The following is a 24,951-nucleotide window of genomic DNA, read 5'->3' as shown; positions in this document are numbered from 1 at the left end:
CCGGGACGAGGCGGAACGCCGCACCCGGCAGGGACTGGGCATCGAAACGGTGGGTGTCGACGACCAGTTGGGTGCAGTCGACCTCGCCGAGCGCGCCGCCCGCCGCGCCCTGGACCGCGCCGGACTCGCCGCCCGCGACCTGGGCGCGCTGGTCACGGTGGAGTCCCGGGCTCCGGAGACCCTCCTCAGCTCCGAGCCGACGCGCCTTCAGCACCTGCTCGGAGCCGAGACAGCGACGGTCTTCTCGGTGGGGGCCTCGGCTGCGTCTCGATCACGCCTGCGCTCCTCGTGGCCCGCGGTGTGCGCGCAGCCGACCGGTCGTCGGACCACGTCCTGATCGTCCACGGCAGCAGACCTGCGGCGGCGACCCGCTACCGGCACCCCGTGACCGTCAACGGCGACGGCGGGCCGGCCCTATTGGTGTCCCGCGGCGGCCCGGTGCGGATCCTCGACATCGTCCAACACACCCAGGGCCAGTACTGGGACCTGTTCCATGTGAAGTACCGGCACCGACCCACCGCACAGTGGCGCGAGGAGTGCACCGACCTGCCCGGCTATTCCTTCCGGCTCGCCATGGAGACGCGCAGCAGGCTGAAAGCGCTCCTCGGCGAACTCCTGGACCGCCAGTCGGCCCTCGCCCACATCGACGAGCACTGGACGGATACGAGGCCGCACACCCTCCGCTGACCGCGGACACCACTCCCGCCCGGGCGCGGGCCGGCACTTCGGTGCCGGCCCGCGCCCTTTCCCTTGCGCTGCCTGCCTGCCTGCCTGCCTGCCTGCCCCCGAACGTCCCGCTCGGTCAGTAGATCCAGCCATGCTTGCGGGCGATATGGCAGGCCTCGTACCGGTTCTGCGCCCCCAACTTGATCGTCGCGGACGACAGGTAGTTGCGCACCGTCCCCTGCGACAGCCCCGTGCGCTGCGCAATCCTGGCGATGGACGCGCCGTCCGACGCCAGGTGGAGGAGGTCAGCCTCCCGGTAGGACAGCGGGGAATCGCCCGCGCTGATGGCCTCCGCCGCGAGCTGCGCGTCCACATAGCGATGCCCGGCGTGCACCGTGCGCAACACGCCGGTGAGGTCTTACGCGGGGACCGTCTGGGGCAGGAAGCCGCACACCCCGGCGGCCATAGCGCGCCGGAGTTGGCCCGGCAGGCCGTGGCTGGTGACGATCACGATTCGGGGGCACGGCTCCTCATCTCGTAACGTCTCGGCGACCTCGATCCCATCCATGGTCGGCATGTGGAGATCGAGCACACCGATGTCGGGCCGGTGTTCCCAGAAGAGGGTCGCCAGTGCGCCACAGATAAGGTGCTCGTCGTCGGCCGGCAGAACACGGATCACGTACGATGGAGAATTCATGAACCAATTTTCACCGACACCCGTAGCCGCTTTTGGTGAGTCTTCCCATGGCCTCACATGACAAATGTCAGCGGTTTGGTGTCAAGGGTTCCGCTTTCTATGTGATGTGCGTCATAGGGGAGTGATTGAGAGAGTGATTTCATCTCTCTCGTAGCCGCCGTCCGCGGACTGCGGACCACACGGGGAAGCGGATCACATCGCCGCTCGTTCGGTGATGCCCATGAAATTTGGGTGCCTTCATTCTGAAAGCAAGACTGGCCCTCCCCTGTCCGGAAACAATCCGTGAATCATGTGAAAGGAGATTGAAATGCTGGAAGAGAAGATCAACTCTCTCGCCGAGCAGGGGCCCCTCACCAAGGAGGAGACCGGTCACGTCGCACAGGAGGCCTCTCCGGTCCTGGCGACCCCGTCGGCCTTTCTCGGTGGTGCCGCCCTCGTCACCGGCGCGTTCGCGCTCGGCAAGGCCGTCGGCTAGCACTTCCGCCAGCCGTAACGGAACATCCCCACTTCAATCGCACTGACGGGAGCAGGAATGAAAGACGTCCTCGCCAAGATAAACTCGTCCGCCGCCCTTATGGACGCCGAGATGTCGAATGACAAGGCCATCGTCTTCCCGGAGTCCGCACCGGTTCTGGCGACACCGGCGGCCTTTCTCGGCGGTGTCGCCATCTCCTCTGCGTTGGTAGGCGCCTTCGAGGCCGGCCGCGGCTGATATTCGGCCATTGAGCGCCCCGACTATTTGGCCGTAAGGCCATTCGGTTAGGCAGCACAGCCCTGCAGGCCCTGCTGGACCGGCAACCGGTCCAGCAGGGCCATGCGTCCGTCATATCCCCCGCCGATGGAGGCCACGGTGACCGTTCCCAGAAAGCTCGCTGCTGCCTTATTCGGACCGGTACCCATACCACGAAAAAGGGCGATGGGGCTGTCCGAAAGGCTCGCCGCCCTAACCACGCTCACCTCGTCACTCGAATATCTGACCCAGCGCAAGGAAATCCGCAAGGGCGGCCTCAACAACTGGGCGACAGGCCGGGAATCCTCGGCCCTCTCCTCCCCACTGACGCGCAAGGCGCTCGACATCGTCAGCAGTGAGAAGGCCACCATCGCGCTCCACCTCGCCAGGACAGCGGTCTCCGCGGGCATGCTGCTGCCCGGCAACAGCCGCTGGCGCGGCGCAGGCAGCCTCTTCCTCGGCGCGAGCTCCCTCGCCCTCTACCCCCGCCACCGCTACGGCACCGACGGCTCCGACCAGGTCTCCGCCCTCGTGCAGACCGCCACCGGCGCGGCCCGCCTCTCGCGCTCGCCGCAGACCCAGGACGCGCTGCTGTGGTACGTGGCCCTCCAGGCCAACCTCTCCTACACGGTCTCCGGCTGGATAAAGCTCCTCGGCCGGCCTTGGCTGGACGCCACCGCCCTGGGCGGCGTGATGAGGACCAGGACGTACGGCCACGAAGGCGCGTACCGGCTCACCCAGAAGTACCCCAGGGCAGCCCGCTACCTGACGCATGGCGTCCTCGCCCTCGAGTGTCTCTTCCCGCTCGCCTACCTCGGCGGCGGGAGGCTTGCCCGCCCTATGATCGCCAGCGCCGGCGCCTTCCACATCGCCAACGGCTTCCTGATGGGCCTCGGCCGCTTCGTGACGTCCTTCACCGCAATGCACCCGGCGGTCGCCTACACCTCGACACCGCGGCACCACCCCGCCGTCGCTGGACGCGACGACCGCGCCCTCGCCGCGGCGGCCACCGCGCTCGCAGCAGCTGCAGCCGCCTCCGGGATCCTCGCCGTGCAGCGGCGACTGAGAGCCGTCGAAGGACAGCCGGGCACCCAGTCCCTGACGACCCGTCATAGCAACGAGCTCCGCTACGAGCTGCGCCCGGCCGGGGCTGGTCAGCCCCTCCTCGTCTTCGCCCACGGCATGATCTCCACGTCCGAGCACTTCAGCTGGATCATCGACGCCCTGCGCAAGGACAGCAAGTACGGCATCCTGACCTACGCCCGCGCGGGCTACGCAGGCAGCCAACGCCACAGCCCCACCCACTACCACCTGGGTGAATCCGTCGACGACCTGATCGACCTGGTCCACGCACACGCCGAGGAGGACCAGTCCGTCGTCCTCGTGGGCCACTCCCTTGGCGGCGAACTGGCCCGCCGCGCAGCGGCGGAGCTGGGTGACCGCGTCCACGCCGTCGTCTACCTCGACTCCTCCCACCCCGAAGAGCTGAACAGATCGAAGCAGCAGGACGACTCCGCGAAGCGCGTCAGCAAGGCGCTCACCATCGTCAAGCTCTCGCTCCAAGGGGGTCTTGGGGTCCTGATGCCCCGCCCGGCTTGGGTCGAGGAACTACCCCCGTACGCCAGGGAACGCGCCTTCGCGCAGCTCGCCGACGCGCGACTGTGGAGCGCGGGAATCCGCGAGTGGAACGCCGTGGAGGAGGAGTTCCGCGCCTTCCATGAGCCCCTCCCGGCGCTGGCCACCGACGCCCTGGTGATCTCCGCACAGCAGACAGTAGACCGGGACGCCGAACAGCTTCTGATGCACAACGAACTGGCCGAGGCCCACCGCGGAGAAGGCCGGCACGTGGAGACCGTCGTGGTGGACGAGTCCACCCACGACTCTCTGCTGACCAACGCCCAATACGGCACCGAAGTCGCCGCCACCATAAGGAAGTTCCTGAGCGCGGCGGCGGCAGCGACAGCCAACGCCCTTGCTCCTGTTCCTGCCTCTGCCTCTGCCTCTGCCCGGAAGGGAGCCGAGAAGTGAACACCCTCATCAAGGCTGCCTTCACCGGCCCAGGCGCTTGGGCCAGGATCGCCGGCGCCACGCTCCTGGTCGGCACCATCGCCAACCAGCACCCGAACCCGGCGTTCAACCGCATCCAGCTCAAGGACGGCTTCTCGGCCCTTCCGAACTGGCGCTTCTTCGCCCCCGAACCGGCCCAGCACGACTACCACTTCTTCTACCGCACGCTCAACGCGTCGGGCGAGACGTCCCTCTGGAAGGGGGTCGACGTCATAGAGGGGCGCAAATTCAGACAGATCTTCTGGTTCCCAACGCGGCGCCCGGAGAAGGCCATCTTCGACATCTGCAGCGAGATCCTGCAGCTGCTCGACAAGAACTTCTCCACCGTCCAGCGCACCCCCGGCTACCGCGTCCTCACCGAGTACCTCAGGGAACGCGTCCGCCGTGACGGAGAAGAAGGCGTCGAGGGATTCCAGTTCGCCCTGGCGCGAGCCACCGGTTACGACACCGAGCAGGATCCAGAAATGATCTTCGTGTCGCCGTACACCGCCTTAACGCCACCCTAGGATCACCCCAACCGCACGCATACCAGTTGGAGAGCACATGAACGTAGCAGTGTGGATCTGCATCGGCATCGGCATTGCGATCGTGGCCTACCTCGCGGTCAGGAGCACGAAGAAGTAGGGGAGCGACCACCCCCGCAGGCGACCCGCCGCCCCGCGCGGGCGGCGGGTTCGCGGCCCTCAACGGCGGGCATCGGCCCTATGCCAAGGACAAGCAGTCGCCTGACACCTCCTCGCCCGCATAGGCCCAACTGCGGCCAGAGAGCTGGAAGCCCGAGCTGCCACAGCCGACGAAAGCTGCAATCCTCGCTGAAGCGGGACTGTGAACGAGGAGATTCGAACTCGCCACCAACCTTGGCAAGGTTGCGCTCTACCAACTGAGCTACGTTCGTATGCTCCACATCGCATGGTGCGCGCCTGGCTATAGCCAACCCCGCGAGCGGGCATGACGCACCGCTGCGTGACGGTTCTCGACGCCAAGCTTGGAGACGGCCGACGAGAGATAGTTGCGGACGGTGCCCGGCGACAACGCCGCCCGCTCCGCGATCTCCGCGACGGGCGCCCCATCGACCGCGTACTCGAGCACCTCGGCCTCGCGTGCGGTGAGTGGGGAGTCACCCGCAGAGATCGCATCCGCCGCCAACTCCGGGTCCAGATAACGGTTTCCGGCGTGGATAGTCCTGATGATCCCGGCGAGTTGCTGCGCACTGACGGTCTTCGGCACGAAGCCCCGTACGCCCGCTTCGAGGGCGCGCTTGAGATGACCGGGGCGGCCATGGCTGGTCACGATCATGGTCCGGCAGGCGGGCAGTTCGGAACGCAGGGATGTGGCCACATTCACACCGTCGGCACCGGGCATCTGAAGATCCAGTACGGCTACGTCGGGCCGGTGCGCCCGCGCCATCGCAAGCGCCTCGGGGCCACTGGCCGCCTCCGCGACGACCGTCAGATCGTCCTCGAGAGCGAGCAGGGCGGCGAGCGCACCGCGGATCAGATGCTCGTCATCGGCGAGCAGGACGCGTACGGCTGTCACAGGGAGACCTCGTGGTTCTCGGAGGTACGTGGTGAAGGTGTCTTTCGCCAGCCACCATGCTAGAGGCCGCCAGGAAGGTGCGGCCCTCCTCGGCAACCGCGGATGTCGTCAGCCAGTTTCAGGTGCGGGCACCGGGCCGTGGTCCACGCCGGTGTCGGAGGTGCGCGCTGCACGCAGTTCGGGGTCGGCCTGGAGCCCGGGATGACGGCAGGTGACGAAACGCCAGATCATCCAGCACAGGGAACGCGGACGGGGTTGGCCGCCCGACGGGCCGACCCGCTTGACCTGGATATTTGCTAATCCGCCGCGTCGATCCTCCGGTCGGCACTAAACGTAGCAGCGGAACATCACACCCAGCTTCGCCTGACCACCGCGGCCTTCGGCCTGCAGGCGCCGACTGCCGGTGACGCGGCCGACAGTCTTCTTGGCGCCGCCTTTCACCGCCTCGGCTTTGTGTGCAATCTTCTTCGCGATACTCATGGGTGGCCACCTGGGTGAGTTTCTGTCGGGGCGCGAGGGGGGACATCGGTGGCGGCTTGCCGGTGAGCGACCTGCGCGTGCGGCGGCGGCCTACTGGGGGGCTGATCGGTGCCCGAACCAGTGCGGCCTGCTCCGACGACCGCTGCCCCGGTCCAGAGGGCGATCGCCTTGGGGTGAGTGGTTCCCCTGCGCATACGGCGTCTCCGCGCGGGGGGTCTCTCGTTGGTCGATCAGGTCGTCGCGACCCTGGCCGGCCGCGGCCGTCTCCCGGCGCGACTGCAGTATTCCGTGGCGCCCGGTGCTGCCCCGGCGAGAGGTGAGGCGTGCACCGGCCAAGAGCAGGCTCAGCCCGAACAGCGCCGCCGCCCCGACGACAATGCCGTAGAGGAAGAGCGTGCCGGTGGAGCCGGTCGCCTCGAAGCCGAATACCGAGAACCCGCCAGTGAGCTCATGCGCGCTGCCACTGTTGGTGACAACAGCGGCCACGCCGACGACTACCGCGGCGAGCAGGATGATGAGTCCGAGGATGACGATCATGACGCGCTCCAAGGATCTGCTTCGTATCTTCCTACGGTAGATCTGTGCCGATCAGGAAGCCACTGCCACAGGGGCCGTCGTTATCCGAACACCGTGCCAGGGTTTGTCCCGAAAGCAGGCGGGGACCAGCGAGGCAGGGAGATTTACTCCGCGAGATCGGAGGACACCATGATCGTCCTCGGAATCATCCTGCTCGTCATCGGCTTCGTGGCCAACATCGCCATCCTGTGGACCATCGGGATCATTCTGCTCGTCATCGGGGCAGTCCTGTGGATCCTGGGATCGCTCGGTCACGCGGTCGGCGGACGACGGCACTACTGGTAGAGGGTGCAGGCTCCCGCGCATCATCCCAATCCGTTCCCGGCAGCACGACCCGGCATCTGGACTGGTTTTCGCCCTGCCGCACGTCGGCACGACCACCCTCCCGCGGCGTCGGCACGCGCAACAGGCGTGCGGCCACCCGGCGGTACTTTCGGGCGACGTTCGGCGCTCGGCGGACAGGGTGTGAGCCGACACATCAGCGGACCGGGCGTCGGTGTGAGCCCAATGCGGAGCGAACAGCGAGGTACGCCACACCGGCGACGAGGAGCACTACGCCGATGGAGAGCAGATAGAGCATGCCCTCGACGGCCGCTCCGATGATGCCCAGCACGATGGCCACGACGAGCACGAGAAGGAACAGGACGCGCTCAGCGCCGGGCGAGCTGCCGCTCACCGTCGGTGCCCGGCTGGTAGGTCAGGCCGTAGTGCGGGAAGACCGGTTCCTCCTCCTCAGCGGGCAGGACGTCGTCCGTGCCGATCGAGGGGCAGTCCTTCACCAACGCCTTGTCGTGGGCGACCCTGACGTGACCCGGCCCTACGGTCGCGCCGTCCAGCGGTACGAAGACCAGGCGGTTACGGGTGGGCAGACCGACCTGGACGGTCGCCATGGCCGGCTCGTCGGTGCTGGTGTCCACGTAGATCGCTTCCAGCGTGCCGATCTTGTGGCCGTCGCGGTCGACGACGTCGTGGCCGCGCCAGTCGCGGATATCGCCCACCTGGATCATCCTGGGTCCCTTCGTGAGGCCCCGAGGCTCGGGGCGTGCGCGTTCAAGTGGCAGCAGCACTTGGACTCGGGCCTGTGGCCTGCGCGCTCCTCAGTGTGTCTCTGCCTGCTCGCCGAAACCAGCGCACGCACTCTGCGACCGCTCATGGGCTTCGCATCGCGCTCGCGACTTTGAGCTCTGCGCAGCCTCCCCCCAAATAGAGAGCGCCCAGGGCGATGGGGGAGAAACCGGCCCCTCTGTGCGCCACAAGCTCCGCGGAGCGGAAACAGGTCATCGCTGCCGGGGGCTCGAGACTCTCCGACCAGCGCAGTCCTGCCCGTACGCCGTAGACAGCCCTGCGTGGGACAGCCCTGCCCGTCGCCAGATGCCCCTGCCGCCTGTTCAGGGAGTGCGTCGACGACTAGCTTGTGTGGTGCGGCCCGAGCCCCCGGCAGCGTCGAGAAGTTACCGCGCTCCCTCGGGGGCGCACCTTGCCCATCGATGCAGGAGCCCCGCCTCGTCACGAGCGTGGCCGCTCCGCAGTCGCCGTCGCTATGCGATCCCGGCGCCGCCTCGATGCGCCCCATGCGGGCACCTCTTCCGCTGCCCGCCACGTCGCACGTATCCGACAACTGGCGGTACACATGTACGCGCTGATCGTTCCGGCTGCTCTCCCCTTCGTTCTGCTCGGCACCGTGATGGGCCTGTCCTGGTGGGAGGACCATGTCCTGCCACCGGCCGAGCCGTCTGAAGCCCCTGCCGAGGCTCCGTCGACACCAGCGGCCCCAACGGCTCCAGCGCAACTCCCCAGCAAAAGGGGCATGTTGACAGGGGTCGCCGACGGGCGTTGACTGACACCGACGGCGTAGGGCTGTGGTGCTCCGGATTCCCCGGGCAAAGCCTTCACCTTCGCTTCGCCCAGCCCCCGCGGAACGCAGGACATATCCCTGTGACCGCGTGGAGGCGCAGCCATGCTGCTCTGGATTCTTCTCTTTCTGCTGATCCTGGTTCTGTTCGGGTTCGGCTTCACCATGCAAATCCTCTGGTACGTCGCGGTTGTACTGCTGGTCGTCTGGATCGCCGGGTTCGCCATGCGCGGCCGCGGTGGTGGTCGCAGTCGAGGCGGGCGCCGATATGGCCGAAGCCGCGGGTAACCCGTACCAAGACCCGTCCCGCCTGCGGGAATGGCCAGTTGTACGGCAATCCCGCGCGGGAGCCCCACCCAAGTACCGAGTTGAGGACAGTCATGAGCTTCGAACAGAAGATCAGGAACACGGCACAGGAACTCAAGGGCCGGATCACGCAGGGCATTGGCCGAGCCACCCGCAACAAGCGGCTGAAGAGGCAAGGGAAGACCGACCGAGTCGTCGGCTACCTGAAGCAGTCCGGCGGGAAGGCCAAGGACGCCTTCAGGCGCTGACCAGGACCGCCCCGGGTGGTGGTCACGTCGCGTGGGCATCACCCGGCAGGCAACGATGCTGGGCACGAGCCGAAAGGGGTTGATGGGAATGCAGCAGAGGAAAATGCAACACAAGAGCCAGAGAGGGCAGCCATGTTCACGGCCGTGATCATTGCCTTCGCGGTCGTTGTCGTGGCAGCCGCTCTCTTCGTCAGACTCGGCCGCGGCGGTGGCGGCCGCGGGTTGAAGCGGCGCTTCGGCCCCGAGTACGACCGTGCCGTCGCCCGCCACGACGGCGACACCAAGGCGGCAGAGCGGGAACTCGACGAGCGAGTGAAGCGGCACGGTTCCCTCGCTGAGCAGCCGCTGCCGCCCGAGGCCCGCGAGCAGTACGTGGCCCAGTGGGCCGGAATCCAAGAGCAGTTCGTGGAGTCGCCGCAGAAGGCGGTCACCGAGGCCGACGCGCTGCTGGCGCGGCTGGCGAAGGACCGGGGCTTCCCCGACGGCGAGCAGTTCGAGGAGCAGGCGGCCGCGATTTCGGTGCACCACGCCGACCATGTCGAGGGCTACCTCAGGATGCACACGGTGGCGCGTGGCCAAGGCGACACGGAAGAGATGCGGGTGGCCATGGTCGAGGCTCGAGGCCTCTTCGACGCACTGATCACAGAACAGTCGGCCGACTCGAGCCGACGCCGTCAGCAATCCCCCGACGACCAGCGACACACGCCGTGGACGCGTAGCCGGCGCCACGCGAAGGGAAGTGGCACGCGATGACGTACAACGCGGAGCACGCAGGGCAGCCCCCGGCCCAGAGCCCGGCTCCCGCTGAGCAGAACGCCCCACACGCACCTCGCACCGAATCGGCCCGGCAACCGCGCGATCCGGTCAGCAGCGCCGACAGCCCCGCCCGCACCCCGGGCTCGGAGCAGCAGTTGTTCCCTCAGGGGGAACGAGACAAGCTGGCCATGCGCCTCCAGCAAGCCCTCAACAACTTCGTGGACAGCCCGCGCCAGGCGGTGGATCAGGCAGACAGCGCCTTCGACGAAGTCGCCACCCACCTCACCGAGGCACTCGCCGAACGGCGGCGCGTCCTGCGAGCGAGCTGGCAGGGCCAGGACACCGAAGCGGAGACAGAGGAACTGCGGCTGGCCCTACGGCAGTACCGGGAGATCACCGAGCGGCTGCTTCGCATGTGAGTGGCCGGCCATGCAGGTCGGAGCGGGAGGCCGTCGGCGTCGAACTTGGAGGCAGTTGTTGATCTCCGAGCCGCGGCGCCGGCGGCAGACCGCATGATTCCCACCCGCCCCGAGCCGGTCAGATTCTCACCAGGCGAGGAAGCGGTGCCGCTTCGGGCCATGTGGCCGGAGCTGCACTGCTCACGCCCGTTCCTTGACGACGAAGGGTTCAGCTCGTCCTGGAAAGGGAGGGTGCCACCATCCCTTTCCAGTGGGAGGACCATGTCTCCTGCTACCGGCCGGGTCGGGCCCGGCCTCCCCCGAGGCGCTTCTCACACCAGCAACCTCGAAATCAAGCCCCAGAACTTCCCGGTCCTACTGATCCGTTGACAGGAGACATTGCCCGGCGTTGACTTACGACGACGGTGCAGGGCCTTGACGCTTCGGATTCTCCGGGCGAAGTCCTCCTCCTTCCGCTTCGCCGGGACCCCGCGGAACACAGGAAATTTTCCGCGACCTGGAGGCCCGACCATGCTTCTCTGGATTCTCCTTCTCCTGCTGATTCTGTTCGGATTCGGCCTACCGATGCTGATCCTTTGGTACGTCGCGGTCGTACTCCTGGCCATCTGGATCCTCAACTTCGCGGTCCGTGGCGGTAGCCGATCCGCCCACAGCCACCAGTGACAGCCGACGCATGACTTTCGCAGAGGAGGACCCGGGTGGTACGACGAAAGGCGCTCATTCCACTTCGGGATAGAACACGCCATCGAAGGGGACCAGGTCCCCCGCCGTGAGACGTAGACGGCCCCGCAGGGGCCCGGAAGGGATCTGCGCCTGTTGCGTCACGACTGCGCCGCGTCCTGGTGACCTCGGGCGGCCTCATCCTGGGTGGCGTGCCTGCGCGCCCAGCGCGGAAGTGGTGTACGGCCCCCGCGGCCGGGCACCGCGCACACGCCCATCGCCAACGAATGCTCGGCCTTGAACAGGGAAGCCGACTGGTAGCGGCGCAGCCACCGGGATCACGTGTGGTTCGCCGTCCATCGGCAGGAGAAGTCAGATGCTGGCATTCGCGGCGGCCGTGCTCTTCGTCATCGCCTTCGTCATTCACGTAACCGAGACGGCGACCGAGGCGATCTTCAGCCCGACGAGTCTGATGCTTGTCGGACTTGCCCTCCTCGCTGTGCACTCGGGCGGCGTGGGGTCCGGCTGGTCCCCCAGGGGGCGCGGACGCCGGCGCTGAGTGAGGTGACGGCTTGCACCCTTCGTAGGCAGCTCCGGCCACAGGGCCGCTGGGGTGCCGACCGGGCGCGCCCCCGTCGGAGCGTGCCGCCTCCAGGGCGGTGTCCAGGCCCTGAGAACAGACTCTGCCGAAGGTGGCCAAGTTCGCCGACCTCGTCCTGACCGGCAAGGCGGCTGGGCTGGTCTGGGATGCGCGCGTACAGCGGTGGTACCGCTTCGCGCTGAAGCGGGTGAACGAGAATCGAACTCGCGCTCTGAGCTTGGGAATCTCGGGCGCCTTGATCGGTGTGTGCGCGAGTCAGGCGGCCTGTGCTCAGGTCGATGGACGGCAGGGTGGGTCACCAAAGCTATCCGCTGCTGACCGTTGGATACCGCCCTGACTGGTGCGGCGGTCTGTTGCCAGATGTCGTTCCGCATTCGCCCTGGCGCAGTTCGGCCCGCTGGACTCCTTCGGTGAGTTGTCTGAGCGGTGTCCCGTCCACGTCGGAAGAGCAGGTGCGTGCGGCCTCTGGCATTGTCACGCCGCGTCAGGTGGGGGAATGGCCACTACTGCAGTGCGTGGACCGCAGCCGAGAACACCGGGGGCATGAGGGACGCTGCGGGGACGATGAGGTGGGCGGTGCGTGGACCGCGGCTCGCGGCCAGCAGGGCCCCGGTCAGCAGCCGGTGGCGCCGGGTCAGCCGGGCCCAGGCGCGTTCGTAGTCGTGCGGTCGGTCGGTGGCCAGGCAGCGGATGGCGGCTCCGGAGGTCGCCAGTGCGAGGGCGATGCCCTCACCGGTGAGGGCGTCCAGGTAGCCTGCGGCGTCGCCGACGAGCAGGACGCGTCCGGCGACTCTGCGCCGCACTCGTTGCCGCAGCGGTCCGGCCCCGCGCACGGGGGTCGCGGCCGGGCCGCGCAGGGACGCGGTGAGGGCCGGGAAGTCGGCCAGGTGCTCGTCGTAACCGCGGCGGCTGCGGCTGAGGACGGCGACGCCCACCAGGTCGTCGCCGACCGGTGTCACGTAGGCCTCGCTGTGCGCCGACCAGTGGACCTCGACGAAATCTGTCCACGGCTCGACTCGGTAGTGCCGGCGCAGTCCGTAGCGGCCATGGGCGGGGCCCGGCAGGTCCAGGCCCAGGCTGCGGCGCAGCGGGGAGTGCAGGCCGTCGGCGGCGATCAGCCAGCGGGCCGTGGTGCCGGCGGCGGTGACGGTGTCCGCGCTCTGGTGGACCTCGCCGACCTTGCCCGGCAGCATCCGCACGCCGAGGCCGATGGCGCGCTGGTGCAGTGCGGAGTGCAGCGCGGTGCGGCGGATTCCCAGCCCGCTATGGTCGCGGAAGGGCGCCTCGGCGTGTGCTGCGCCGTCCACGTAACGGATGCCGCGCAGTTCGCGGCCGGTGACCTCGACGCCCAGTGCTCGCAGCGCGGCGACACCGCCGGGCATGACGCCTTCTCCGCAGGCCTTGTCCACGGGCGTGGGCCGGGGTTCGACGACAACGGCCTCCAGGCCGGCGAGGGCGGCGTGGATGGCGGCGGCCAGCCCGGCGGGCCCGCCACCGGCCACCAGTACGTCGATCACGAGGGCATGGCCGCGGCGGCCAGCGCCCGGTTCTCGCAGCGGATGCGTACGGTGAGCAGGGCGGCGTTGAGGACCGTGAACACGGCCGCGGTGACCCAGGCGGTGTGTGCCAGTGGGAGGGCCACGCCCTCGGCGACGACGGCCACATAGTTCGGATGCCGCAGCCACTGCCACCGGTAGGGGCCGCCGGTCACCAGTGGCAGGCCGGGTACGACGATCACCCGGGTGTTCCAGCGGGGCCCCAGGGTGGCGATGCACCACCACCGCAGCGCCTGGGAGGCCGCCAGTACGGCCAGCATCGGCCAGGCCAGGGCGGGCACGAAGGGCCGGTCGGCCAGCCATACCTCGGCCAGGCAGCCTGCCAGCAGGCCGGTGTGGAGGGTGACCATCGCCGGGTAGTGGCCCTGCCCGGTCACGGTCGCGCCGCGGGCGGTGCTCCACCGCTCGTTACGGCGTGCGACGACGAGTTCGGCGACGCGCTCGGCGGCGACGGCGGCCACCAGCAGTCCGTACCAGATCATGTTTCCTGTGTCCTTCCACGGTCCGAACTACCAGCGCAGCAGAACGAGTTCGCACGCAAAGCCGGGCCCCATCGCCAGCAGCACACCCGGCGTTCCCGGCGGCGGCCGGCGTTCGGCCAGGGTGTCGCGCAGCACGTGGAGCACCGATGACGAGGACAGGTTGCCCACGTCGGCCAGATGACGCCAGGTCACATCGAGTGCGTCATCGGGCAGGTCGAGGGCCTCGGTGACGGCCTCCAAGACCTTGGGGCCTCCCGGGTGGCACACCCAGGCGGTCACGTCCCTCGGCTTCAGCCCGTGGTCGCCGAGGAACCCCTCGACGTCATCGGCGAGGTAACGGCGCACCACATCGGGGACCTTCGGGTCGAGGACGACCTGGAAGCCGGAGTCCTTGATGTCCCAGCCCATGACGCGCCCGGTGTCCGGATACAGGTGGCTGCGGGTGTCCACGATCGTCGGACCGGCGGTCTCATCCGGTCGGCCCGGTCGGCCGGCGCCGCACGCGACGACCGCGGCGGCGCCGTCGCCGAACAGCGCGGTGGCGACCAGGTTGGCCATGGAGGCGTCGTTGCGCTGGAAGGTGAGCGAGCACAGTTCGACCGACAGCAGCACCGCCACGTGGTCGGGCCGGCCCAGCAGGTAGTCGTGCATACGGGCCAGGCCGGCGGCCCCGCCTGCACAGCCCAGGCCGAACAGGGGCAGCCGTTTGACGTCGGGCCGCAGTCCGAGGCGGCCGACCAGCCGTGCGTCGATCGAGGGGGTGGCGATGCCGGTGACGGAAGTGAATATCAGCAGGTCCACGTCGGCGGCGGTCAGGCCGGCGGCGTGCAGAGCTCCCCGGACGGCCTTGGCGCCCAGGTCGGTGGCGGCGTCGATGAAGACGTCGTTGGCGGCGCCGAATCCGTCCAGTTCCTCGTACCGTTCGAGCGGCAGCGTCATGTGGCGCGAGCTGACCTTCGCGCTGCGGTGCAGCCGGTCCAGGACCCGGCGGTCGGTGCCCTCGGGCAGGCAGGTGCGGGCCACCATGTCCGTGATCTCGTGCTGGGTGTGACGATACGGTGCGAGGGCACCGTGAACAGCTGCGATCCGGGTCATACGGTTCCCGTCTGGTTCCTGCACTTGGCTGACCTGCTCTGCACGCCTTCCCCGGACCGGGGCTTCGACACCCTTGATCGCCCGTCCGGCCGTTCGTCCGGGGGCGCGGTGCTCCAGCCGGGTGGGGCCGTTGCGCTTACGATCGGCCGGGTGGGCACTCCTGAGCAGTCAACGGCCGGCGGCGCGGCCATGCGGTTGGCCGGCCGGGTGGGCGGCCTGGCCGGGTCGTGTCACCCAGGGCCTGTCGTGGCGGTCACCGTCTTGATGGTTGCTCTGGCCGTGACCGCCGGTCAGAGCGCCGTGCGTTGTGGGTTGACCGGCGCTGCCGTTCTGGCCGGGCAGTTGTCCGTCGGCTGGTGCAACGACGCGTTCGACGCGCGCCGGGACATCGCCGCCGGGCGCCATGGCAAACCCGTCGTCGACGGCGCGGTCGGTGTGACGGAGGTGTGGGCGGCCGCGTATGCCGCGCTGGTGCTGTGCGTGCCGCTGTCGTTCGCCTGTGGCCTGTGGGCGGGCGCTGTTCACCTGGCCGGGGTGGCGGCTGCGTGGGCGTACGACCTGCGGCTCAAGGCGACAGCGTGGTCCTGGGCGCCCTACGCGGTGGGTTTCGCCGCTCTCCCAGCGTTCGTGGCGCTGGGCCTGCCGGGGCATCCGTGGCCGGCCTGGTGGGTCGTCACCGCCGGGGCGTTGCTGGGGGTCGGCGCCCATCTGGGCGACGTGCTGCCGGACATCCGCGGGGATTTGGCGACGGGCGTACGGGGATGGCCGCACCGGCTGGGGCCGCACCGCGCGCGGCTGCTGTTGCCGGTGCCGCTGGCGGTGGCGTCCGCGGTTCTTGTGCTGGGGCCCGCCGGACCACCCGGCAGGTGGGGAGTGGCGGCGCTCGTGGTGGCCGCACTGGTCGCGGTGGCGGGGACGGTGCTGGGACGCCGCTGGGAGCGGGCGGCGTTCGCGGCAGCTGTCGCCGTGGCGGTGGTGGACGTGGCGTTGTTGCTGCTGCGCGGCACGGGGATCGCCTGACCACGCAGCCTCGCCGGCCGACTCTCACGGTACGAGAACCGGGAGCGGGAGTTCCTCGATCCTGTTGCGGTTGCCGTCAGTTCGCGAGTGCTGTCCCCGGTAGTAACCACGCTGCGGTCGAAGCCATCGCGTATGGCTTGACCGGTCCGGTGGACCGTGAGCGCGCGGTAATTCGTCGAGAACGAAAGTGTCAACAGCCGTGCTCATCTCCCTGTCGTGGGCGAGTCCCCGTCCCCTTACGCCCATCCCGTGAAGGCGCAACCAGGTTGAGGCGACCCATTCGATCGGCAGCACACATCGAATCTCCGGCCGGGGGCAGACGAGCGTAAGGGCTGCGTACTGCGCACCCACGTTTCCAGGAAAGGCATCATGACGTCGTCTCACGCGCACAGGTGGGGCCGCCGGACCGCGAGGCCCGCTGGGCGGCACCACTCAAAGGGACAGTCGGAAGGGAAAGAAGCGCTGACCGCCACTGGGCGGGCCGGCTTCGTCGCGCGGGGCGTCGTGTACGTCCTCGTCGGCGTTCTTGCCGTCCGGATCGCTCTCGGGAGCGGTGGCCAGGAGGCGGACCGTCAGGGTGCGCTGCAGCAGGTCGCTGCGCAGCCCTTCGGGAACGTGATGCTGTGGATGCTGGTTGTCGGATTCGGCTCTATGGCGATCTGGCGGGGTGCCCGGGCATTGATGACCAATGGGCCGCAGCGGAAGTCCGGTTCGCGGCTTCTCGACGGGGGCCGGGCGGTCTTCTACGCGTCGGTCTGCTGGGGGACTGCCGTCTTTGCCGCCGGGAGCGGCGGGGGCTCCAGTGGTGATGCGAAGTCGCAGGACTGGACGGCATCGGCGCTGAAGCTGCCCGGTGGCCAGGTGCTGGTGGGTCTCGCGGGCTGTGTGCTGATCGGCGTCGGCGTGGCCCTTGCGGTACGGGCGGCGATGCGACGCTGCCTCAGGGAGTTGGACACCGCCGCGATGGGCCGCCGCGCGCGTGAGGTCGTCACCGGTCTGGGCGTGGCCGGCGGCGTGGCACGTGGCATCGTGTTCGCCGGGGTGGGGGTCTTCGCCCTGGTGGCGGCCGTCCGCTTCGACCCGCGCGAGGCCAAGGGCATGGACGCGACGCTCCGTAGCTTCGCCCACACCCCGGTGGGGCCGTGGCTGCTGGTCGCGATTGCCGTCGGACTGATTCTCTTCGGTGGTTTCTCCTTCGCGTCGGCGCGCTGGCGCCGCCTATGAGTGGTTGCCCAGGGCCGCCCGCGATGCGCTGCCGCGGCGGCTGACGCCCTCACCAGCCAGGCGGGTGCCACTCGGCGGTCGTGGTCACTGCTTGAAAGCGTCCTTGGCCTTCTCGCCGGACTGCTTCAGGTTTCCGGTGGCACGGCCGCAGCCTTCCTTGATTCTGCCTTTGACTACCTGCGTCTTGTCTATGAACTTCGCTGCAAGGCTCATGGCTCTCCCATTCCCTGATCTCGTTTGCTGGGCCGGCGTCGGTCAGTGGCTCGGCGGTGGCGGCTGAAGCCGACGACCCAGACGACCAGGAGTACGGCCGCGGCGATCCAGGGCATGTGCGTGACCACTCACGGATATCGGCGGTCCGGGTCATGGCTTGTCCTTCTGAGCCCCACCCGGCCGGTGTGAACCGTCCCACGGGGTTGCAGCCCGCCGAGACCGGTAGCCGTGACGGTGGTGGAACCCGTCGGGGCCGACCAGCCTGACCGGCAAGACAGACACGCGCATCGGCGGCTTTGACCAGTTACCGCGCTCGGCATCACCGGCCGCGCGCTGGAGGCGCCGTGCGGCGCGGCGCTGCTGGTGTGCTGTCGTTGGCGGACGCCCGCTGTGGTGCGTCGTCGGCTGCGGGGCTGATCCCGGGCTCCGGTCCCTCGCCCTCGGCTGTTTCGCCGGACTGCACCGCCGTCGCCGTCTCTGTCGCTGTCCAGGCGGCGCAGTACAGCAGCAGCCTGGCCATGAGGTTGATCCACAGTACGACGGCGACCGGCACGGCGAAGGCGCCGTACATGCTCTTCGCCGCGACGCCTTGCAGATAGCTGGTCAGCAGCAGCTTGAGCAGTTCGAAGCCGACCGCGCCGATCAGGCCGGCGACCACGACCGCACGCCGGCCGGGATGCACTTGCGGCAGCCGGGTGAGCAGGTAGATCAACAGCAGGAAGTCGACGAGCAGGGCAATGGCAAGGCCGGCGAAGAACAGCAGCGCCCGTCCGGACCCGCCCTCGATCCCGACCTTGTCGGCGGCCCAGCCAACGGCAGTGTTCGCGAACACTGAACTGCCGATCGCAAGGAGCCCGACCGCTCCGAGGCCGATCAGCACCCCAGTGTCCTTGATCCTGAGCAGGATCGGATTTCCCGGATCCTGTTCCTTCTCCCACACCGCGCGCAGGCACCCACGCAGGGCGCCGACCCAGTTGATGCCGATCACGAGCAGCAGTACGCCCGCGATGAGCCCGACGGTTCCGGCGTGCGCGACGAGGGTGTTCAGGTCCAGCAGGTCGGAAAGGCCCGGCGCCTGGTCGGCGATCTTGTCCTGGAGATCCCCGAGCCGGTCCTCGCTCAGCAGCCTGGCGCCGATCGCCGCGCCCACGGTGATCAGCGGAAAGAGAGCGACGAAACTGGTGAAGGTGATAGCGGCGGCGAGCCGGGCCCAGTGGGCCGTGACCAGCCGCGCGTACGCCCGCCACACGTGCGTACGCATCAGCGGTGCGATCATAGGAAGCCGTGTCAGCCAATCCATGAAGAACACCCACCCTCAGCGTACCCACGCCGGGAGAAGAGGCATCCAGCGGCGAAACCCACCGCTGTACGTGGCGAGGCCGAGGCCCTGCGCGTGCGGCCTGAGGGCCGGGCCGCTCGTCCATGCCTCGTGTGCGGCGAACACCGAGATGGGCCGCCGCCCGGCCCGCCGCACCGCCCCCGGGCCCGCTGCGGTCACGCGGCCACGGACTCCCCGGGCACTGGCGGCGTGGCCGCGGTGAACATCCCGGGCACGTCCACACACGTCCACCCGCGGTCCGCCAGGCATTTCGCCTTCGACCGCACTCCCTCCACCTTCGCCGGGACCACCTCAAGCCCCAGCAGCCCGGTCAGTTGCCCGGCCCGCACCCCGCCCCGGCCGGCCTGCGACTCCAGGACCGCCACGATCCGCTGATACCCGGCGCCGGCACGGTCACCGGCTGCCCCGCATACGGTGCGGCACCACCAATCCCGCCACCGCCGTCCGCTTCGGCGCTACGACGTCCGCGCAGGCCACCGGAGCATCCGGGACCTGCCCGGCAGGCGGGGACAGACCCTCGGTCACCGTCTCGCCCGTTGGACCCCTTCGGTGAGTTGTCTGAGCGGCTTCCCGTCCACGTAGGGAACGGCCACTACTGCGCTATGAGGTCCGCTGCCCTGCCGAGTACGCGGCGTCGCCGTCGCACGGGGTGAACAACACCCACAGTCCCGCGCGCAGCCGGGCGGCGACGGCGTGTTCGGGGAGGCCTAGGGTCTTGGAGACCGTGGCGCAGGTGCGTTCACCGATGAGGTGCAGGGCTAGTTCGAGTCGGTCCAGTGGGGAGGAGGCGTCGTTGGGGCACTGGTCTCTGGGGGTGAGGAGGCGGGCGGGAGCGGACTGCGGGAGTGTCGGGAGTGTTCTGCGTTGTGGCGCGAGCGCAGCGGGAGGGTCCTCCCCTCGGCCGAAGGCTGGGGGGACTCCCGGAGCGCTGAGCAACTCTGTCAGGGCCGCAGTGACCACGTGCGGGTCGTTCGTCATGAGGGTGGACAGGGCGTGGATGGTCATCAAGTGACGGTCGCACCAGTCGCTGATCGAGCGCCTGCGGGTGAGGAGCTTGTCATCCTCGATGCCGCACAGCGGAGTGCCGGTACGTGACGTGCCCGGGGTGATCACCACAGTGGCCGGGGGTCTTGTGCCAGGGTCGAGACGGTTTTGAGGAAATGCGGCGTGTGGTGACGAGCGGTTGCCGCCGGGACCATCGGGTTCATCGTTGCTCCCCAGGTGCGGTTCCGTCCGGCGGGATGCCGGACGGTGGGCACGCCGGGGTCCGGGGCGATGAGTTGTCAGCGTAGTGGCGCGGGCGTGTCCGGGCCACGATGACCGTTGTGCCACCCGGCAGGCGCCCGGCGCGCCGTTCCCCGAACCTGAGCAGGCCGAAGACCTCCGGGCGAAAGTCGTTCGGGTGCCGCCCAGGCAGTCGTGGTCACTGCTTGAAGGCGTTCTTGGCCTTCTCGCCGGACTGCTTCAGGTTGCCCGTGACCCGGTCGGTCTTCCCTTCCCTCTTCAGCCGCCTGTTTCCGGTCGGCGGTGGCGGCTGAAGCCGAAGACCCAGACGACCAGGAGTACGGCCGCGGCGATCCAGAGCATGTGCGTGGTGAAGCCGAACCAGAACAGAACCAGCAGCAGGAGAACAATCCAGAGGATCATGACCGCGCCTCCACATGATCACAGGGAGATTCCCTGTGTTCCGCGGGGTCCGGGCGAAAACGGACGGGGGCGCGCCGCCCGGGTGCTTTCCGGGCCTGGGGTGGCCGCTGGTGGGAGGTGTCCGGGTGCTCCCGACTGATGCGATGCGATGTGCTGGGTTGCCGTCACGGGTGATCAGATCACCAGGCCGGTGAGGGGTTCGGTGCCGTCGACGAAGGCACGGGCCAGGTCGGACAGGCGGATGTTGCGTGCGCGGGCGTAGCCGCGTAGCGCGGTGAAGGCTGTTTCCATGTCGATGTTGAGCCGTTCGGCGAGTTTGCCCTTGGCCTGCTCGATCAGTACGCGGCTGTTCAAAGCGGACTGCAGTTGTTCGTTGAGGACGCTGCTGCGGAGGGTGGAACGCTGTTGCAGGAGGCTGATGGTGGCGACGTCGGCCAGGGCCTGCGCGACGGGTGCGTCCGCCGGGTCGAAAGGGCCGGGGCTGGAGCGGAAGAGGTTCAGGGCGCCGACGACCTCGTCCCGCAGGCGCATCGGATGGGCTTGCACGGCCGCGAACCCGCTCTGGTGGGCCTGCGCGACAAAGCGGGGCCAACGGTGGGCCTCGGCGGCCAGGTCGGGGACGGACACCGGTGTGCCGTGGTGGAAGCACTCCAGGCAGGGTCCTTCGTCGTTCTGGAGCTGGAAGAGTTCCAGCAGGCGTACCTGTTCGTCGGAGGCGGCCATCACCCGGAGTTTGCCGTCCCGGTCGGCGAGGAGTACGCCGGCGGCGCTGACGTCGAGCATGTCCACGCAGCGGTCGGTGAGCATCCGCAGGAAGTCGATCAGATCGAAGTCGGCGACGAGGCTGTCCGCCAGTTCGACGAATGTCTTGGAAAGGAGCTGCTGATCCATCGTGCACACCCTCTGTTGAGTTCGGCCAGCCGGGGCAGGACGTGGGGTCAGGCTTCTTTGTCAGTCTGAGGCTTGTCGGTGCCTTGGGGGAAGCGGAGGCGGCGGGCCACCACGTCGTCGGCCACGTCGGCCAGTCGGCGTCCGTGGGCGTAGGCGTGGGCGCGCAGCCGGATGAAGGCCTCCTCGATGCCGACACCGAGCTGTTCGGTGAGCATGCCGGTGGCCTGGCCGATCTCGGCCCGGTACCCGCCCAGGTCCCCGAGGCCTCCGTCTTCCGGTCCGTCGGTCCGGGTATCGAGCAGTACCAGGGTCGCGGTGTCGGCGAAGGCCATCGCATCGGCCAGCTCCTCTGTGTCCAGGCCGCCCGGGACGCTGGAGTACATGTCGAGTACGCCGGGGCTGATGGCCCCGATCTGCAGCGGGAACGCGAAGACCGCCCCCGCGCCGACGTCTGCAGCCGCTGGGGCGAACACGGGCCATCGGGCGTGTACGTCATCGGCCCGCAGGTCGGGCGTCAAAACGGCGCCGCCCAGGGCGAAGGCATCCACGCAGGGCCCCTCCCCCAGGGTGAGCTGCAGTTCTTCCAGCCGCTCGCTGATGTCGTCGGTGCTGCACAGCGGATGACTGGCCGTGGTCCGAGACATCGCCGATATCCCCGCTCCGCCGATCGGCAGCGCGGCCACTGCCGCGGCACATACGTCCATCACGCTGACGCGTGCACCCCGCCGGGCCGCCTGCTCGGCCACCAGCATCTGGATCCGGGCCGACCGGCTATCAGCCGTCACGGGGCGCACCTGCCGCCCCGTCGGTCATCCGGTGATCCTGGTGGCTCATCCCTGGTCTCCCTGCGGTCGCTCAGCCGGTGTGCGGTGTGCGGGGATGCCCGGCTTCGCCGCCGGCACCGGCGATTCCGCGACCAGCATGGCGAACCGGGGTACCGGAGGTCACCCGCGAGACGGTGGGGAAGTCCTCCCTGCTGCGGTGCTCCCAACCGGGCGCCGTGGCAGGAGGACTTCACATACAGGTCCGCCAAGTCCTCCCGCAGATCCTCGGCCTGTCGGCGGTTCAGCCCGCGCAAGCGCAACCTGCGCCTGGCGGGCGGATCGCGGTCCTCGGGTTTCCGTGGCCGGCCGGAGGGGGGCCGGACTACCACACCGCACCCCCGCTGAGAGCGAGCGCGGGCGCGGCGAGCGGGTCTCCCGTCTCATGGAAAGGGGAGGGCTGCTGCGGGGCCGGAACGCTCCCGGCGAGGGGGTTGGGAAGGCTGAGGAAGAGGGACCCGCTGCCGGTGATGGCGAAGAGCCGTTCCACCGCCGGACTCGGATAGTGAAGGCGCAGGTATCCGCCGGCTCCGGCGGTGCGCAGTGACGCGTACAGGAAGGCATTCAGGCCGCTGCAGTCGCAGAAGGTGACGTCGGTGAGGTCGACGTCGATGGCGCGGATGCCGTCGTGCAGGCACCGCTCCAGCGTCGCGCGGACCAAGGGTGCCGTGTCCAGGTCGATCTCACCGGACAGGGTGATCAGGGCCTGGTTGCGGATGTCGTGCCGTGAGACGTGCAGAGTGGGCAGGACGGTCGTGGGCATAATGCCTCGGTTCACGAGACCGGCCGGGCTTCCCGGTACGGTCGCACTCTCAGGTGGCAGGTGAATGACCGATCCAACAGCCGGTGTTCCGTGGCGTAGGACCCAGCCGGTTCCCCTCGGGGATGCCTGGGCGAACGGAATCAGATGATCCGCTCTCCGCGGCATATGTGCCAAGCAGAAGCTGGCCGCCGAGGTCTGGGACGTCCATGCAGCAGCATAGTCCTGGAGCGGGTCCCGTGGCCGGTCTGGAAGAGGGCATCAGGATGTTTACACGGTGGTTGCCGGGCCGCACCGCATGCCCTGCGGCTGTCAGAGCCAGTCCTTGCCTTTGAAGGTGACATACAGCAGTGCGGAGATGATCACGATGGCGCCGGTGGAGACGATGAATCCCGACTGGTGGGCGAAGCCGGGGTAGGGGAGGTTCTGCCCGTAGAAGCCGGTGATCGCGGTGGGTACGGCGATGATCGCGGCCCAGCTGGTCACCTTCTTCATGATCAGATTCATCCGGTTGGACTGGGCCGAGAGACTTGTCTCCATCGCAGAGTCCAGCATGTCCCGCACGGATTCCGTCTGTTCGGTGGCGCGCAGCACATGGTCGTAGACATCCTGGTAGTAAGGCACGAGATCTTCGGTGACCAGGTGCGTGCCGGGGCGCATGAGAGCGCTGACCACCTCTCGCATCGAAAGCGCCACGCGCCGCAGCCGGACCAGCGATTTGCGTAGCGCGTACAAACGGCGGTGCACGGTCCGGATCTGGTGGCGTCCTTCCTCGAAGAGCAGGCCCTCCAGCTCTTCGACGCTGTCGTCGAGCTGCTGCACCGCGGCGAAGTGCCCGTCGACGACGTGGTCCAGCAGGCCGTGCAGGAGGAACCCGACTCCGTGTCCGGCCAGGTCCGGGCTCTGGTCCCAGCGGGCGACGACGTTCTCGCGAAGGTGTCGTCCTGCCGGACGGTGATCAGTGCCTGGGCGGTAAGGAAAGCGACGGGGCGCAACGTGGTTCTGAGGGGCCAAAGTCAGCAATCGCGCGCATGGTTTCCTGTCGAGCAACTCCCCTTCGAGGAGATGTGGGACGACGCTCGGTACTGGTTGCCTCAAGTGCTTGCCGCGCAGGCGATCGAGGCCGAGATCGTCTTCGCCGAGGACTGCGAGACCGTGGCCGAGGCGACAGTCAACTCGGCCCAGGTGACAAGCCCTCAATAGCGCGGCATGTTCGGGATCGCCTTCTCCGCGAGTTCGATGAGCGCCTCCACCTTCACCAGGTCGGCCGCGACCTCCTCCGGCGTCACGGTGGGGGCCTCTGACGACCGGTACTCGACCTCGTTGCGCCGGGCGCGCATGCGATTGAAGGGGCGCAGAATGGACCCGAGCGGCGGATCGAGTTGGGCGCGCACGGCCTCGTAGATGGCGGTATGACCACCACGACTCGTAGCGCGCAGTCCCTGGTTCTGCAATACCGCTGCCAGCGCTCTGCGTGCGGCGTCATAAGCCAGTGTGTACGCGCCCTCCGGGTCCGTGGCCAGCAACTGCTGCACGGAGCCGACATGCTTACGCGCCCGGACCAATTCCGATTCAGCGGCTTGCTGGGAAGCGGGTACGCGTTCAAGCTCGCCACTGCCGATGAGTGCGTCGACCGTCGCCCGCCCTGGATTCCAACGCGTCATTGCGCCTCCTGGCCGAGGTTCAGCTGGACCAGCGGACGTTCGCGAACGCTGGTGAGGAATGGATCATCCGTGTGCGACTCCCACGCCTCGGCGGAAACCCGATGAACGTTGACCTCACGGCGCAGACGCCGGGAGACCTCCTCGACAAGGTCGAAGAGCGCGTCAGCATCGGGAGAACCCACAACGAGGACATCGACATCAGCGGGCGGCGGCCCGGGCTCACCGTTGTACCGAGCGGCCCAAGAACCGTAAATGTAGGCCCGCCGTACACCTTCGAGTCCCGCCAGCGCCTCGGCGAGCAGAGGCATGGGACCGAAGGAGACGGCCATGAGGTCGCTCAGCGGGCGAAACAGAGGCGTGTCCGTGCGAGCCCTGACCAGGCGGCTGCGTCCTACTCGCCGATCAGCCAGGATGCCACCGTCGACCAACCGGACCACCTCACGCAGGACAGCCGTGGGCGTCACGCTGAAATCGGTGGCGAGCTCGGTGATGCCGTACTCACGCTCCGGGTGCAGGAGCACCAGGGCGAGCAGCTCACCTTGCATACGGGACCGGAGGATGGGGAGCAGGCTCGGGGATACTTTCATTGCGCGCAGGATATCAAGCGCCCAACGAAAGTTACAATTCGCATTCGTTCACTCACCA

36 protein-coding genes and 1 pseudogene are annotated in these 24,951 nt (G+C 68.5%); 16 read left to right on the top strand and 21 right to left on the bottom strand.

All coding sequences use genetic code 11. The features are described 5' to 3' along the window. Window positions 1–49 precede the first annotated feature (49 nt). Window positions 50–337 (top strand): hypothetical protein, encoded by a 288-nt coding sequence (locus ACIHCQ_RS05625; RefSeq protein ID WP_399658305.1) that lies wholly within the window; start codon window positions 50–52, stop codon window positions 335–337. Further along, window positions 301–687, top strand: a complete 387-nt coding sequence (locus tag ACIHCQ_RS05620; RefSeq protein ID WP_399658303.1) for a hypothetical protein — start codon at window positions 301–303, stop codon at window positions 685–687. The genes ACIHCQ_RS05625 and ACIHCQ_RS05620 overlap by 37 nt, the downstream gene beginning before the upstream one ends. 115 nt (window positions 688–802) lie before the next feature. Here ACIHCQ_RS05620 and ACIHCQ_RS05615 read toward each other — a convergent pair. Further along, window positions 803–1,363 (bottom strand): annotated as a pseudogene (locus tag ACIHCQ_RS05615) (response regulator). Between the two features lie 307 nt (window positions 1,364–1,670). Here ACIHCQ_RS05615 and ACIHCQ_RS05610 point away from each other — a divergent pair. From ACIHCQ_RS05610 to ACIHCQ_RS05595, 4 genes are all read left to right on the top strand, one after another. Continuing rightward, on the top strand, window positions 1,671–1,838 hold the full coding sequence (locus ACIHCQ_RS05610) for a hypothetical protein (protein ID WP_399658301.1): 168 nt from the start codon (window positions 1,671–1,673) through the stop codon (window positions 1,836–1,838). A 57-nt stretch (window positions 1,839–1,895) separates the two neighbouring features. Beyond that, on the top strand, window positions 1,896–2,075 hold the full coding sequence (locus tag ACIHCQ_RS05605) for a hypothetical protein (RefSeq protein WP_399658299.1): 180 nt from the start codon (window positions 1,896–1,898) through the stop codon (window positions 2,073–2,075). Window positions 2,076–2,279: 204 nt separating this feature from the next. Then, complete coding sequence (locus ACIHCQ_RS05600) at window positions 2,280–4,121, top strand: alpha/beta fold hydrolase (RefSeq protein ID WP_399658297.1); 1,842 nt, start codon at window positions 2,280–2,282, stop codon at window positions 4,119–4,121. Beyond that, complete coding sequence (locus tag ACIHCQ_RS05595) at window positions 4,118–4,666, top strand: hypothetical protein (protein ID WP_399658295.1); 549 nt, start codon at window positions 4,118–4,120, stop codon at window positions 4,664–4,666. The genes ACIHCQ_RS05600 and ACIHCQ_RS05595 overlap by 4 nt, the downstream gene beginning before the upstream one ends. Window positions 4,667–5,084: 418 nt before the next feature. Here the strand turns inward: ACIHCQ_RS05595 and ACIHCQ_RS05590 are convergent, their stop codons facing one another. From ACIHCQ_RS05590 to ACIHCQ_RS05580, 3 genes are all read right to left on the bottom strand, one after another. Then, window positions 5,085–5,696 (bottom strand): DNA-binding response regulator, encoded by a 612-nt coding sequence (locus ACIHCQ_RS05590; protein ID WP_399658293.1) that lies wholly within the window; start codon window positions 5,694–5,696, stop codon window positions 5,085–5,087. Window positions 5,697–6,023: 327 nt separating this feature from the next. Then, window positions 6,024–6,176, bottom strand: a complete 153-nt coding sequence (locus tag ACIHCQ_RS05585; protein ID WP_399658291.1) for a hypothetical protein — start codon at window positions 6,174–6,176, stop codon at window positions 6,024–6,026. 90 nt (window positions 6,177–6,266) lie between these two features. Further along, window positions 6,267–6,713 carry a hypothetical protein gene (locus ACIHCQ_RS05580; protein WP_399658290.1) on the bottom strand — a complete coding sequence of 149 codons (447 nt, stop codon included), beginning with the start codon at window positions 6,711–6,713 and terminating at the stop codon, window positions 6,267–6,269. Window positions 6,714–6,881: 168 nt separating this feature from the next. Here ACIHCQ_RS05580 and ACIHCQ_RS05575 point away from each other — a divergent pair, with 168 nt between their 5' ends. Then, window positions 6,882–7,037, top strand: a complete 156-nt coding sequence (locus tag ACIHCQ_RS05575; protein WP_399658287.1) for a DUF6131 family protein — start codon at window positions 6,882–6,884, stop codon at window positions 7,035–7,037. 193 nt (window positions 7,038–7,230) lie between these two features. On the opposite strand, the gene ACIHCQ_RS05570 is transcribed toward ACIHCQ_RS05575, so the two are convergent. Beyond that, a complete protein-coding gene (locus ACIHCQ_RS05570) occupies window positions 7,231–7,374 on the bottom strand; it encodes a hypothetical protein (protein ID WP_399658286.1) in 144 nt (47 codons plus the stop codon). Between the two features lie 28 nt (window positions 7,375–7,402). Further along, the gene (locus tag ACIHCQ_RS05565; protein WP_399658284.1) at window positions 7,403–7,759 is read right to left on the bottom strand and encodes a PRC-barrel domain-containing protein; all 357 of its coding nucleotides are present in this window, start codon (window positions 7,757–7,759) and stop codon (window positions 7,403–7,405) included. A gap of 950 nt (window positions 7,760–8,709) precedes the next feature. Between ACIHCQ_RS05565 and ACIHCQ_RS05560 the strand changes: the two genes are divergently transcribed. The 6 genes from ACIHCQ_RS05560 (at window position 8,710) to ACIHCQ_RS05535 (ending at window position 11,552) form a co-directional block, all read left to right on the top strand. After that, on the top strand, window positions 8,710–8,892 hold the full coding sequence (locus ACIHCQ_RS05560; RefSeq protein ID WP_399658282.1) for a hydrophobic protein: 183 nt from the start codon (window positions 8,710–8,712) through the stop codon (window positions 8,890–8,892). Between the two features lie 92 nt (window positions 8,893–8,984). Continuing rightward, a complete protein-coding gene (locus ACIHCQ_RS05555) occupies window positions 8,985–9,158 on the top strand; it encodes a CsbD family protein (RefSeq protein WP_399658280.1) in 174 nt (57 codons plus the stop codon). 132 nt (window positions 9,159–9,290) lie between these two features. Beyond that, on the top strand, window positions 9,291–9,911 hold the full coding sequence (locus tag ACIHCQ_RS05550) for a hypothetical protein (protein WP_399658278.1): 621 nt from the start codon (window positions 9,291–9,293) through the stop codon (window positions 9,909–9,911). After that, window positions 9,908–10,333 (top strand): hypothetical protein, encoded by a 426-nt coding sequence (locus ACIHCQ_RS05545; RefSeq protein WP_399658276.1) that lies wholly within the window; start codon window positions 9,908–9,910, stop codon window positions 10,331–10,333. Before ACIHCQ_RS05550 ends, ACIHCQ_RS05545 begins: the two co-directional genes overlap by 4 nt. Window positions 10,334–10,843: 510 nt before the next feature. Then, window positions 10,844–10,996 (top strand): hydrophobic protein, encoded by a 153-nt coding sequence (locus ACIHCQ_RS05540; RefSeq protein WP_399658274.1) that lies wholly within the window; start codon window positions 10,844–10,846, stop codon window positions 10,994–10,996. Window positions 10,997–11,369: 373 nt separating this feature from the next. Beyond that, a complete protein-coding gene (locus tag ACIHCQ_RS05535; protein ID WP_399658272.1) occupies window positions 11,370–11,552 on the top strand; it encodes a hypothetical protein in 183 nt (60 codons plus the stop codon). Between the two features lie 545 nt (window positions 11,553–12,097). Here ACIHCQ_RS05535 and ACIHCQ_RS05530 read toward each other — a convergent pair. The 3 genes from ACIHCQ_RS05530 to ACIHCQ_RS05520 are packed head-to-tail and all read right to left on the bottom strand — an operon-like array spanning window position 12,098 to window position 14,727. Beyond that, the gene (locus tag ACIHCQ_RS05530; protein ID WP_399658270.1) at window positions 12,098–13,111 is read right to left on the bottom strand and encodes an NAD(P)/FAD-dependent oxidoreductase; all 1,014 of its coding nucleotides are present in this window, start codon (window positions 13,109–13,111) and stop codon (window positions 12,098–12,100) included. Further along, window positions 13,108–13,632 carry an isoprenylcysteine carboxyl methyltransferase family protein gene (locus tag ACIHCQ_RS05525; RefSeq protein ID WP_399658268.1) on the bottom strand — a complete coding sequence of 175 codons (525 nt, stop codon included), beginning with the start codon at window positions 13,630–13,632 and terminating at the stop codon, window positions 13,108–13,110. Before ACIHCQ_RS05525 ends, ACIHCQ_RS05530 begins: the two co-directional genes overlap by 4 nt. Window positions 13,633–13,659: 27 nt before the next feature. Continuing rightward, a complete protein-coding gene (locus ACIHCQ_RS05520; protein WP_399658265.1) occupies window positions 13,660–14,727 on the bottom strand; it encodes a type III polyketide synthase in 1,068 nt (355 codons plus the stop codon). A gap of 150 nt (window positions 14,728–14,877) precedes the next feature. Between ACIHCQ_RS05520 and ACIHCQ_RS05515 the strand changes: the two genes are divergently transcribed. Continuing rightward, window positions 14,878–15,747: a UbiA family prenyltransferase gene (locus tag ACIHCQ_RS05515; protein WP_399658264.1), complete on the top strand. Its 870-nt coding sequence runs from the start codon at window positions 14,878–14,880 to the stop codon at window positions 15,745–15,747. A 369-nt stretch (window positions 15,748–16,116) separates the two neighbouring features. Next, window positions 16,117–16,971 (top strand): DUF1206 domain-containing protein, encoded by an 855-nt coding sequence (locus ACIHCQ_RS05510; RefSeq protein WP_399658261.1) that lies wholly within the window; start codon window positions 16,117–16,119, stop codon window positions 16,969–16,971. Between the two features lie 84 nt (window positions 16,972–17,055). Here ACIHCQ_RS05510 and ACIHCQ_RS05505 read toward each other — a convergent pair whose 3' ends face one another. From ACIHCQ_RS05505 to ACIHCQ_RS05460, 10 genes are all read right to left on the bottom strand, one after another. After that, window positions 17,056–17,184 carry a CsbD family protein gene (locus tag ACIHCQ_RS05505; protein ID WP_399658260.1) on the bottom strand — a complete coding sequence of 43 codons (129 nt, stop codon included), beginning with the start codon at window positions 17,182–17,184 and terminating at the stop codon, window positions 17,056–17,058. Window positions 17,185–17,503: 319 nt separating this feature from the next. Further along, a complete protein-coding gene (locus tag ACIHCQ_RS05500) occupies window positions 17,504–18,484 on the bottom strand; it encodes a YihY/virulence factor BrkB family protein (protein WP_399658655.1) in 981 nt (326 codons plus the stop codon). A 15-nt stretch (window positions 18,485–18,499) separates the two neighbouring features. Continuing rightward, entirely contained in the window at window positions 18,500–18,682 is a 183-nt protein-coding gene (locus ACIHCQ_RS05495; protein ID WP_399658258.1) for a hypothetical protein, read from the bottom strand. Continuing rightward, entirely contained in the window at window positions 18,679–18,888 is a 210-nt protein-coding gene (locus ACIHCQ_RS05490; protein ID WP_399658256.1) for a hypothetical protein, read from the bottom strand. The genes ACIHCQ_RS05495 and ACIHCQ_RS05490 overlap by 4 nt, the downstream gene beginning before the upstream one ends. A 235-nt stretch (window positions 18,889–19,123) precedes the next feature. Next, window positions 19,124–19,639 (bottom strand): hypothetical protein, encoded by a 516-nt coding sequence (locus ACIHCQ_RS05485; RefSeq protein WP_399658254.1) that lies wholly within the window; start codon window positions 19,637–19,639, stop codon window positions 19,124–19,126. 387 nt (window positions 19,640–20,026) lie between these two features. Then, window positions 20,027–20,170, bottom strand: coding sequence for a hydrophobic protein (locus ACIHCQ_RS05480; RefSeq protein WP_399658252.1), 144 nt, complete (start codon window positions 20,168–20,170; stop codon window positions 20,027–20,029). Between the two features lie 174 nt (window positions 20,171–20,344). Next, window positions 20,345–21,061 carry a GAF and ANTAR domain-containing protein gene (locus tag ACIHCQ_RS05475; RefSeq protein ID WP_399658250.1) on the bottom strand — a complete coding sequence of 239 codons (717 nt, stop codon included), beginning with the start codon at window positions 21,059–21,061 and terminating at the stop codon, window positions 20,345–20,347. Between the two features lie 47 nt (window positions 21,062–21,108). Continuing rightward, window positions 21,109–21,846, bottom strand: a complete 738-nt coding sequence (locus ACIHCQ_RS05470) for a GAF and ANTAR domain-containing protein (protein ID WP_399658247.1) — start codon at window positions 21,844–21,846, stop codon at window positions 21,109–21,111. A gap of 361 nt (window positions 21,847–22,207) precedes the next feature. Beyond that, complete coding sequence (locus ACIHCQ_RS05465; protein ID WP_399658245.1) at window positions 22,208–22,645, bottom strand: STAS domain-containing protein; 438 nt, start codon at window positions 22,643–22,645, stop codon at window positions 22,208–22,210. A gap of 309 nt (window positions 22,646–22,954) precedes the next feature. Continuing rightward, window positions 22,955–23,464: a magnesium transporter CorA family protein gene (locus ACIHCQ_RS05460; RefSeq protein WP_399658243.1), complete on the bottom strand. Its 510-nt coding sequence runs from the start codon at window positions 23,462–23,464 to the stop codon at window positions 22,955–22,957. Window positions 23,465–23,473: 9 nt separating this feature from the next. On the opposite strand from ACIHCQ_RS05460, the gene ACIHCQ_RS05455 reads away from it, so the two are divergent. Then, window positions 23,474–23,845: a hypothetical protein gene (locus ACIHCQ_RS05455; RefSeq protein ID WP_399658241.1), complete on the top strand. Its 372-nt coding sequence runs from the start codon at window positions 23,474–23,476 to the stop codon at window positions 23,843–23,845. Here the strand turns inward: ACIHCQ_RS05455 and ACIHCQ_RS05450 are convergent. Together ACIHCQ_RS05450 and ACIHCQ_RS05445 are read right to left on the bottom strand one after the other, a co-directional pair. After that, window positions 23,839–24,306 carry a hypothetical protein gene (locus ACIHCQ_RS05450; protein WP_399658239.1) on the bottom strand — a complete coding sequence of 156 codons (468 nt, stop codon included), beginning with the start codon at window positions 24,304–24,306 and terminating at the stop codon, window positions 23,839–23,841. The two genes, ACIHCQ_RS05455 and ACIHCQ_RS05450, sit on opposite strands and share 7 nt — an antisense overlap. Then, on the bottom strand, window positions 24,303–24,893 hold the full coding sequence (locus ACIHCQ_RS05445; RefSeq protein ID WP_399658237.1) for an ArsR family transcriptional regulator: 591 nt from the start codon (window positions 24,891–24,893) through the stop codon (window positions 24,303–24,305). The genes ACIHCQ_RS05450 and ACIHCQ_RS05445 overlap by 4 nt, the downstream gene beginning before the upstream one ends. Between the last annotated feature and the right edge of the window lie 58 nt (window positions 24,894–24,951).

It is taken from the genome of Streptomyces sp. NPDC052236, assembly GCF_044548015.1.
Taxonomy (GTDB): Bacteria; Actinomycetota; Actinomycetes; order Streptomycetales; family Streptomycetaceae; genus Streptomyces.
This window is presented reverse-complemented; position numbering and strand designations above follow the sequence as displayed.

Coding starts and splice junctions, on each gene's coding strand:
- ACIHCQ_RS05600 (WP_399658297.1), top strand. CDS start 2,280: ATGGGGCTGTCCGAAAGGCTCGCCGCCCTAACCACGCTCACCTCGTCA.
- ACIHCQ_RS05565 (WP_399658284.1), bottom strand. CDS start 7,759: ATGATCCAGGTGGGCGATATCCGCGACTGGCGCGGCCACGACGTCGTC.
- ACIHCQ_RS05575 (WP_399658287.1), top strand. CDS start 6,882: ATGATCGTCCTCGGAATCATCCTGCTCGTCATCGGCTTCGTGGCCAAC.
- ACIHCQ_RS05480 (WP_399658252.1), bottom strand. CDS start 20,170: ATGATCCTCTGGATTGTTCTCCTGCTGCTGGTTCTGTTCTGGTTCGGC.
- ACIHCQ_RS05520 (WP_399658265.1), bottom strand. CDS start 14,727: ATGACCCGGATCGCAGCTGTTCACGGTGCCCTCGCACCGTATCGTCAC.
- ACIHCQ_RS05580 (WP_399658290.1), bottom strand. CDS start 6,713: ATGATCGTCATCCTCGGACTCATCATCCTGCTCGCCGCGGTAGTCGTC.
- ACIHCQ_RS05545 (WP_399658276.1), top strand. CDS start 9,908: ATGACGTACAACGCGGAGCACGCAGGGCAGCCCCCGGCCCAGAGCCCG.
- ACIHCQ_RS05475 (WP_399658250.1), bottom strand. CDS start 21,061: ATGGATCAGCAGCTCCTTTCCAAGACATTCGTCGAACTGGCGGACAGC.
- ACIHCQ_RS05525 (WP_399658268.1), bottom strand. CDS start 13,632: ATGATCTGGTACGGACTGCTGGTGGCCGCCGTCGCCGCCGAGCGCGTC.
- ACIHCQ_RS05450 (WP_399658239.1), bottom strand. CDS start 24,306: ATGACGCGTTGGAATCCAGGGCGGGCGACGGTCGACGCACTCATCGGC.
- ACIHCQ_RS05605 (WP_399658299.1), top strand. CDS start 1,896: ATGAAAGACGTCCTCGCCAAGATAAACTCGTCCGCCGCCCTTATGGAC.
- ACIHCQ_RS05555 (WP_399658280.1), top strand. CDS start 8,985: ATGAGCTTCGAACAGAAGATCAGGAACACGGCACAGGAACTCAAGGGC.
- ACIHCQ_RS05445 (WP_399658237.1), bottom strand. CDS start 24,893: ATGAAAGTATCCCCGAGCCTGCTCCCCATCCTCCGGTCCCGTATGCAA.
- ACIHCQ_RS05540 (WP_399658274.1), top strand. CDS start 10,844: ATGCTTCTCTGGATTCTCCTTCTCCTGCTGATTCTGTTCGGATTCGGC.
- ACIHCQ_RS05465 (WP_399658245.1), bottom strand. CDS start 22,645: ATGCCCACGACCGTCCTGCCCACTCTGCACGTCTCACGGCACGACATC.
- ACIHCQ_RS05500 (WP_399658655.1), bottom strand. CDS start 18,484: ATGGATTGGCTGACACGGCTTCCTATGATCGCACCGCTGATGCGTACG.
- ACIHCQ_RS05510 (WP_399658261.1), top strand. CDS start 16,117: ATGACGTCGTCTCACGCGCACAGGTGGGGCCGCCGGACCGCGAGGCCC.
- ACIHCQ_RS05560 (WP_399658282.1), top strand. CDS start 8,710: ATGCTGCTCTGGATTCTTCTCTTTCTGCTGATCCTGGTTCTGTTCGGG.
- ACIHCQ_RS05535 (WP_399658272.1), top strand. CDS start 11,370: ATGCTGGCATTCGCGGCGGCCGTGCTCTTCGTCATCGCCTTCGTCATT.
- ACIHCQ_RS05550 (WP_399658278.1), top strand. CDS start 9,291: ATGTTCACGGCCGTGATCATTGCCTTCGCGGTCGTTGTCGTGGCAGCC.
- ACIHCQ_RS05610 (WP_399658301.1), top strand. CDS start 1,671: ATGCTGGAAGAGAAGATCAACTCTCTCGCCGAGCAGGGGCCCCTCACC.
- ACIHCQ_RS05505 (WP_399658260.1), bottom strand. CDS start 17,184: ATGAGCCTTGCAGCGAAGTTCATAGACAAGACGCAGGTAGTCAAAGGC.
- ACIHCQ_RS05585 (WP_399658291.1), bottom strand. CDS start 6,176: ATGAGTATCGCGAAGAAGATTGCACACAAAGCCGAGGCGGTGAAAGGC.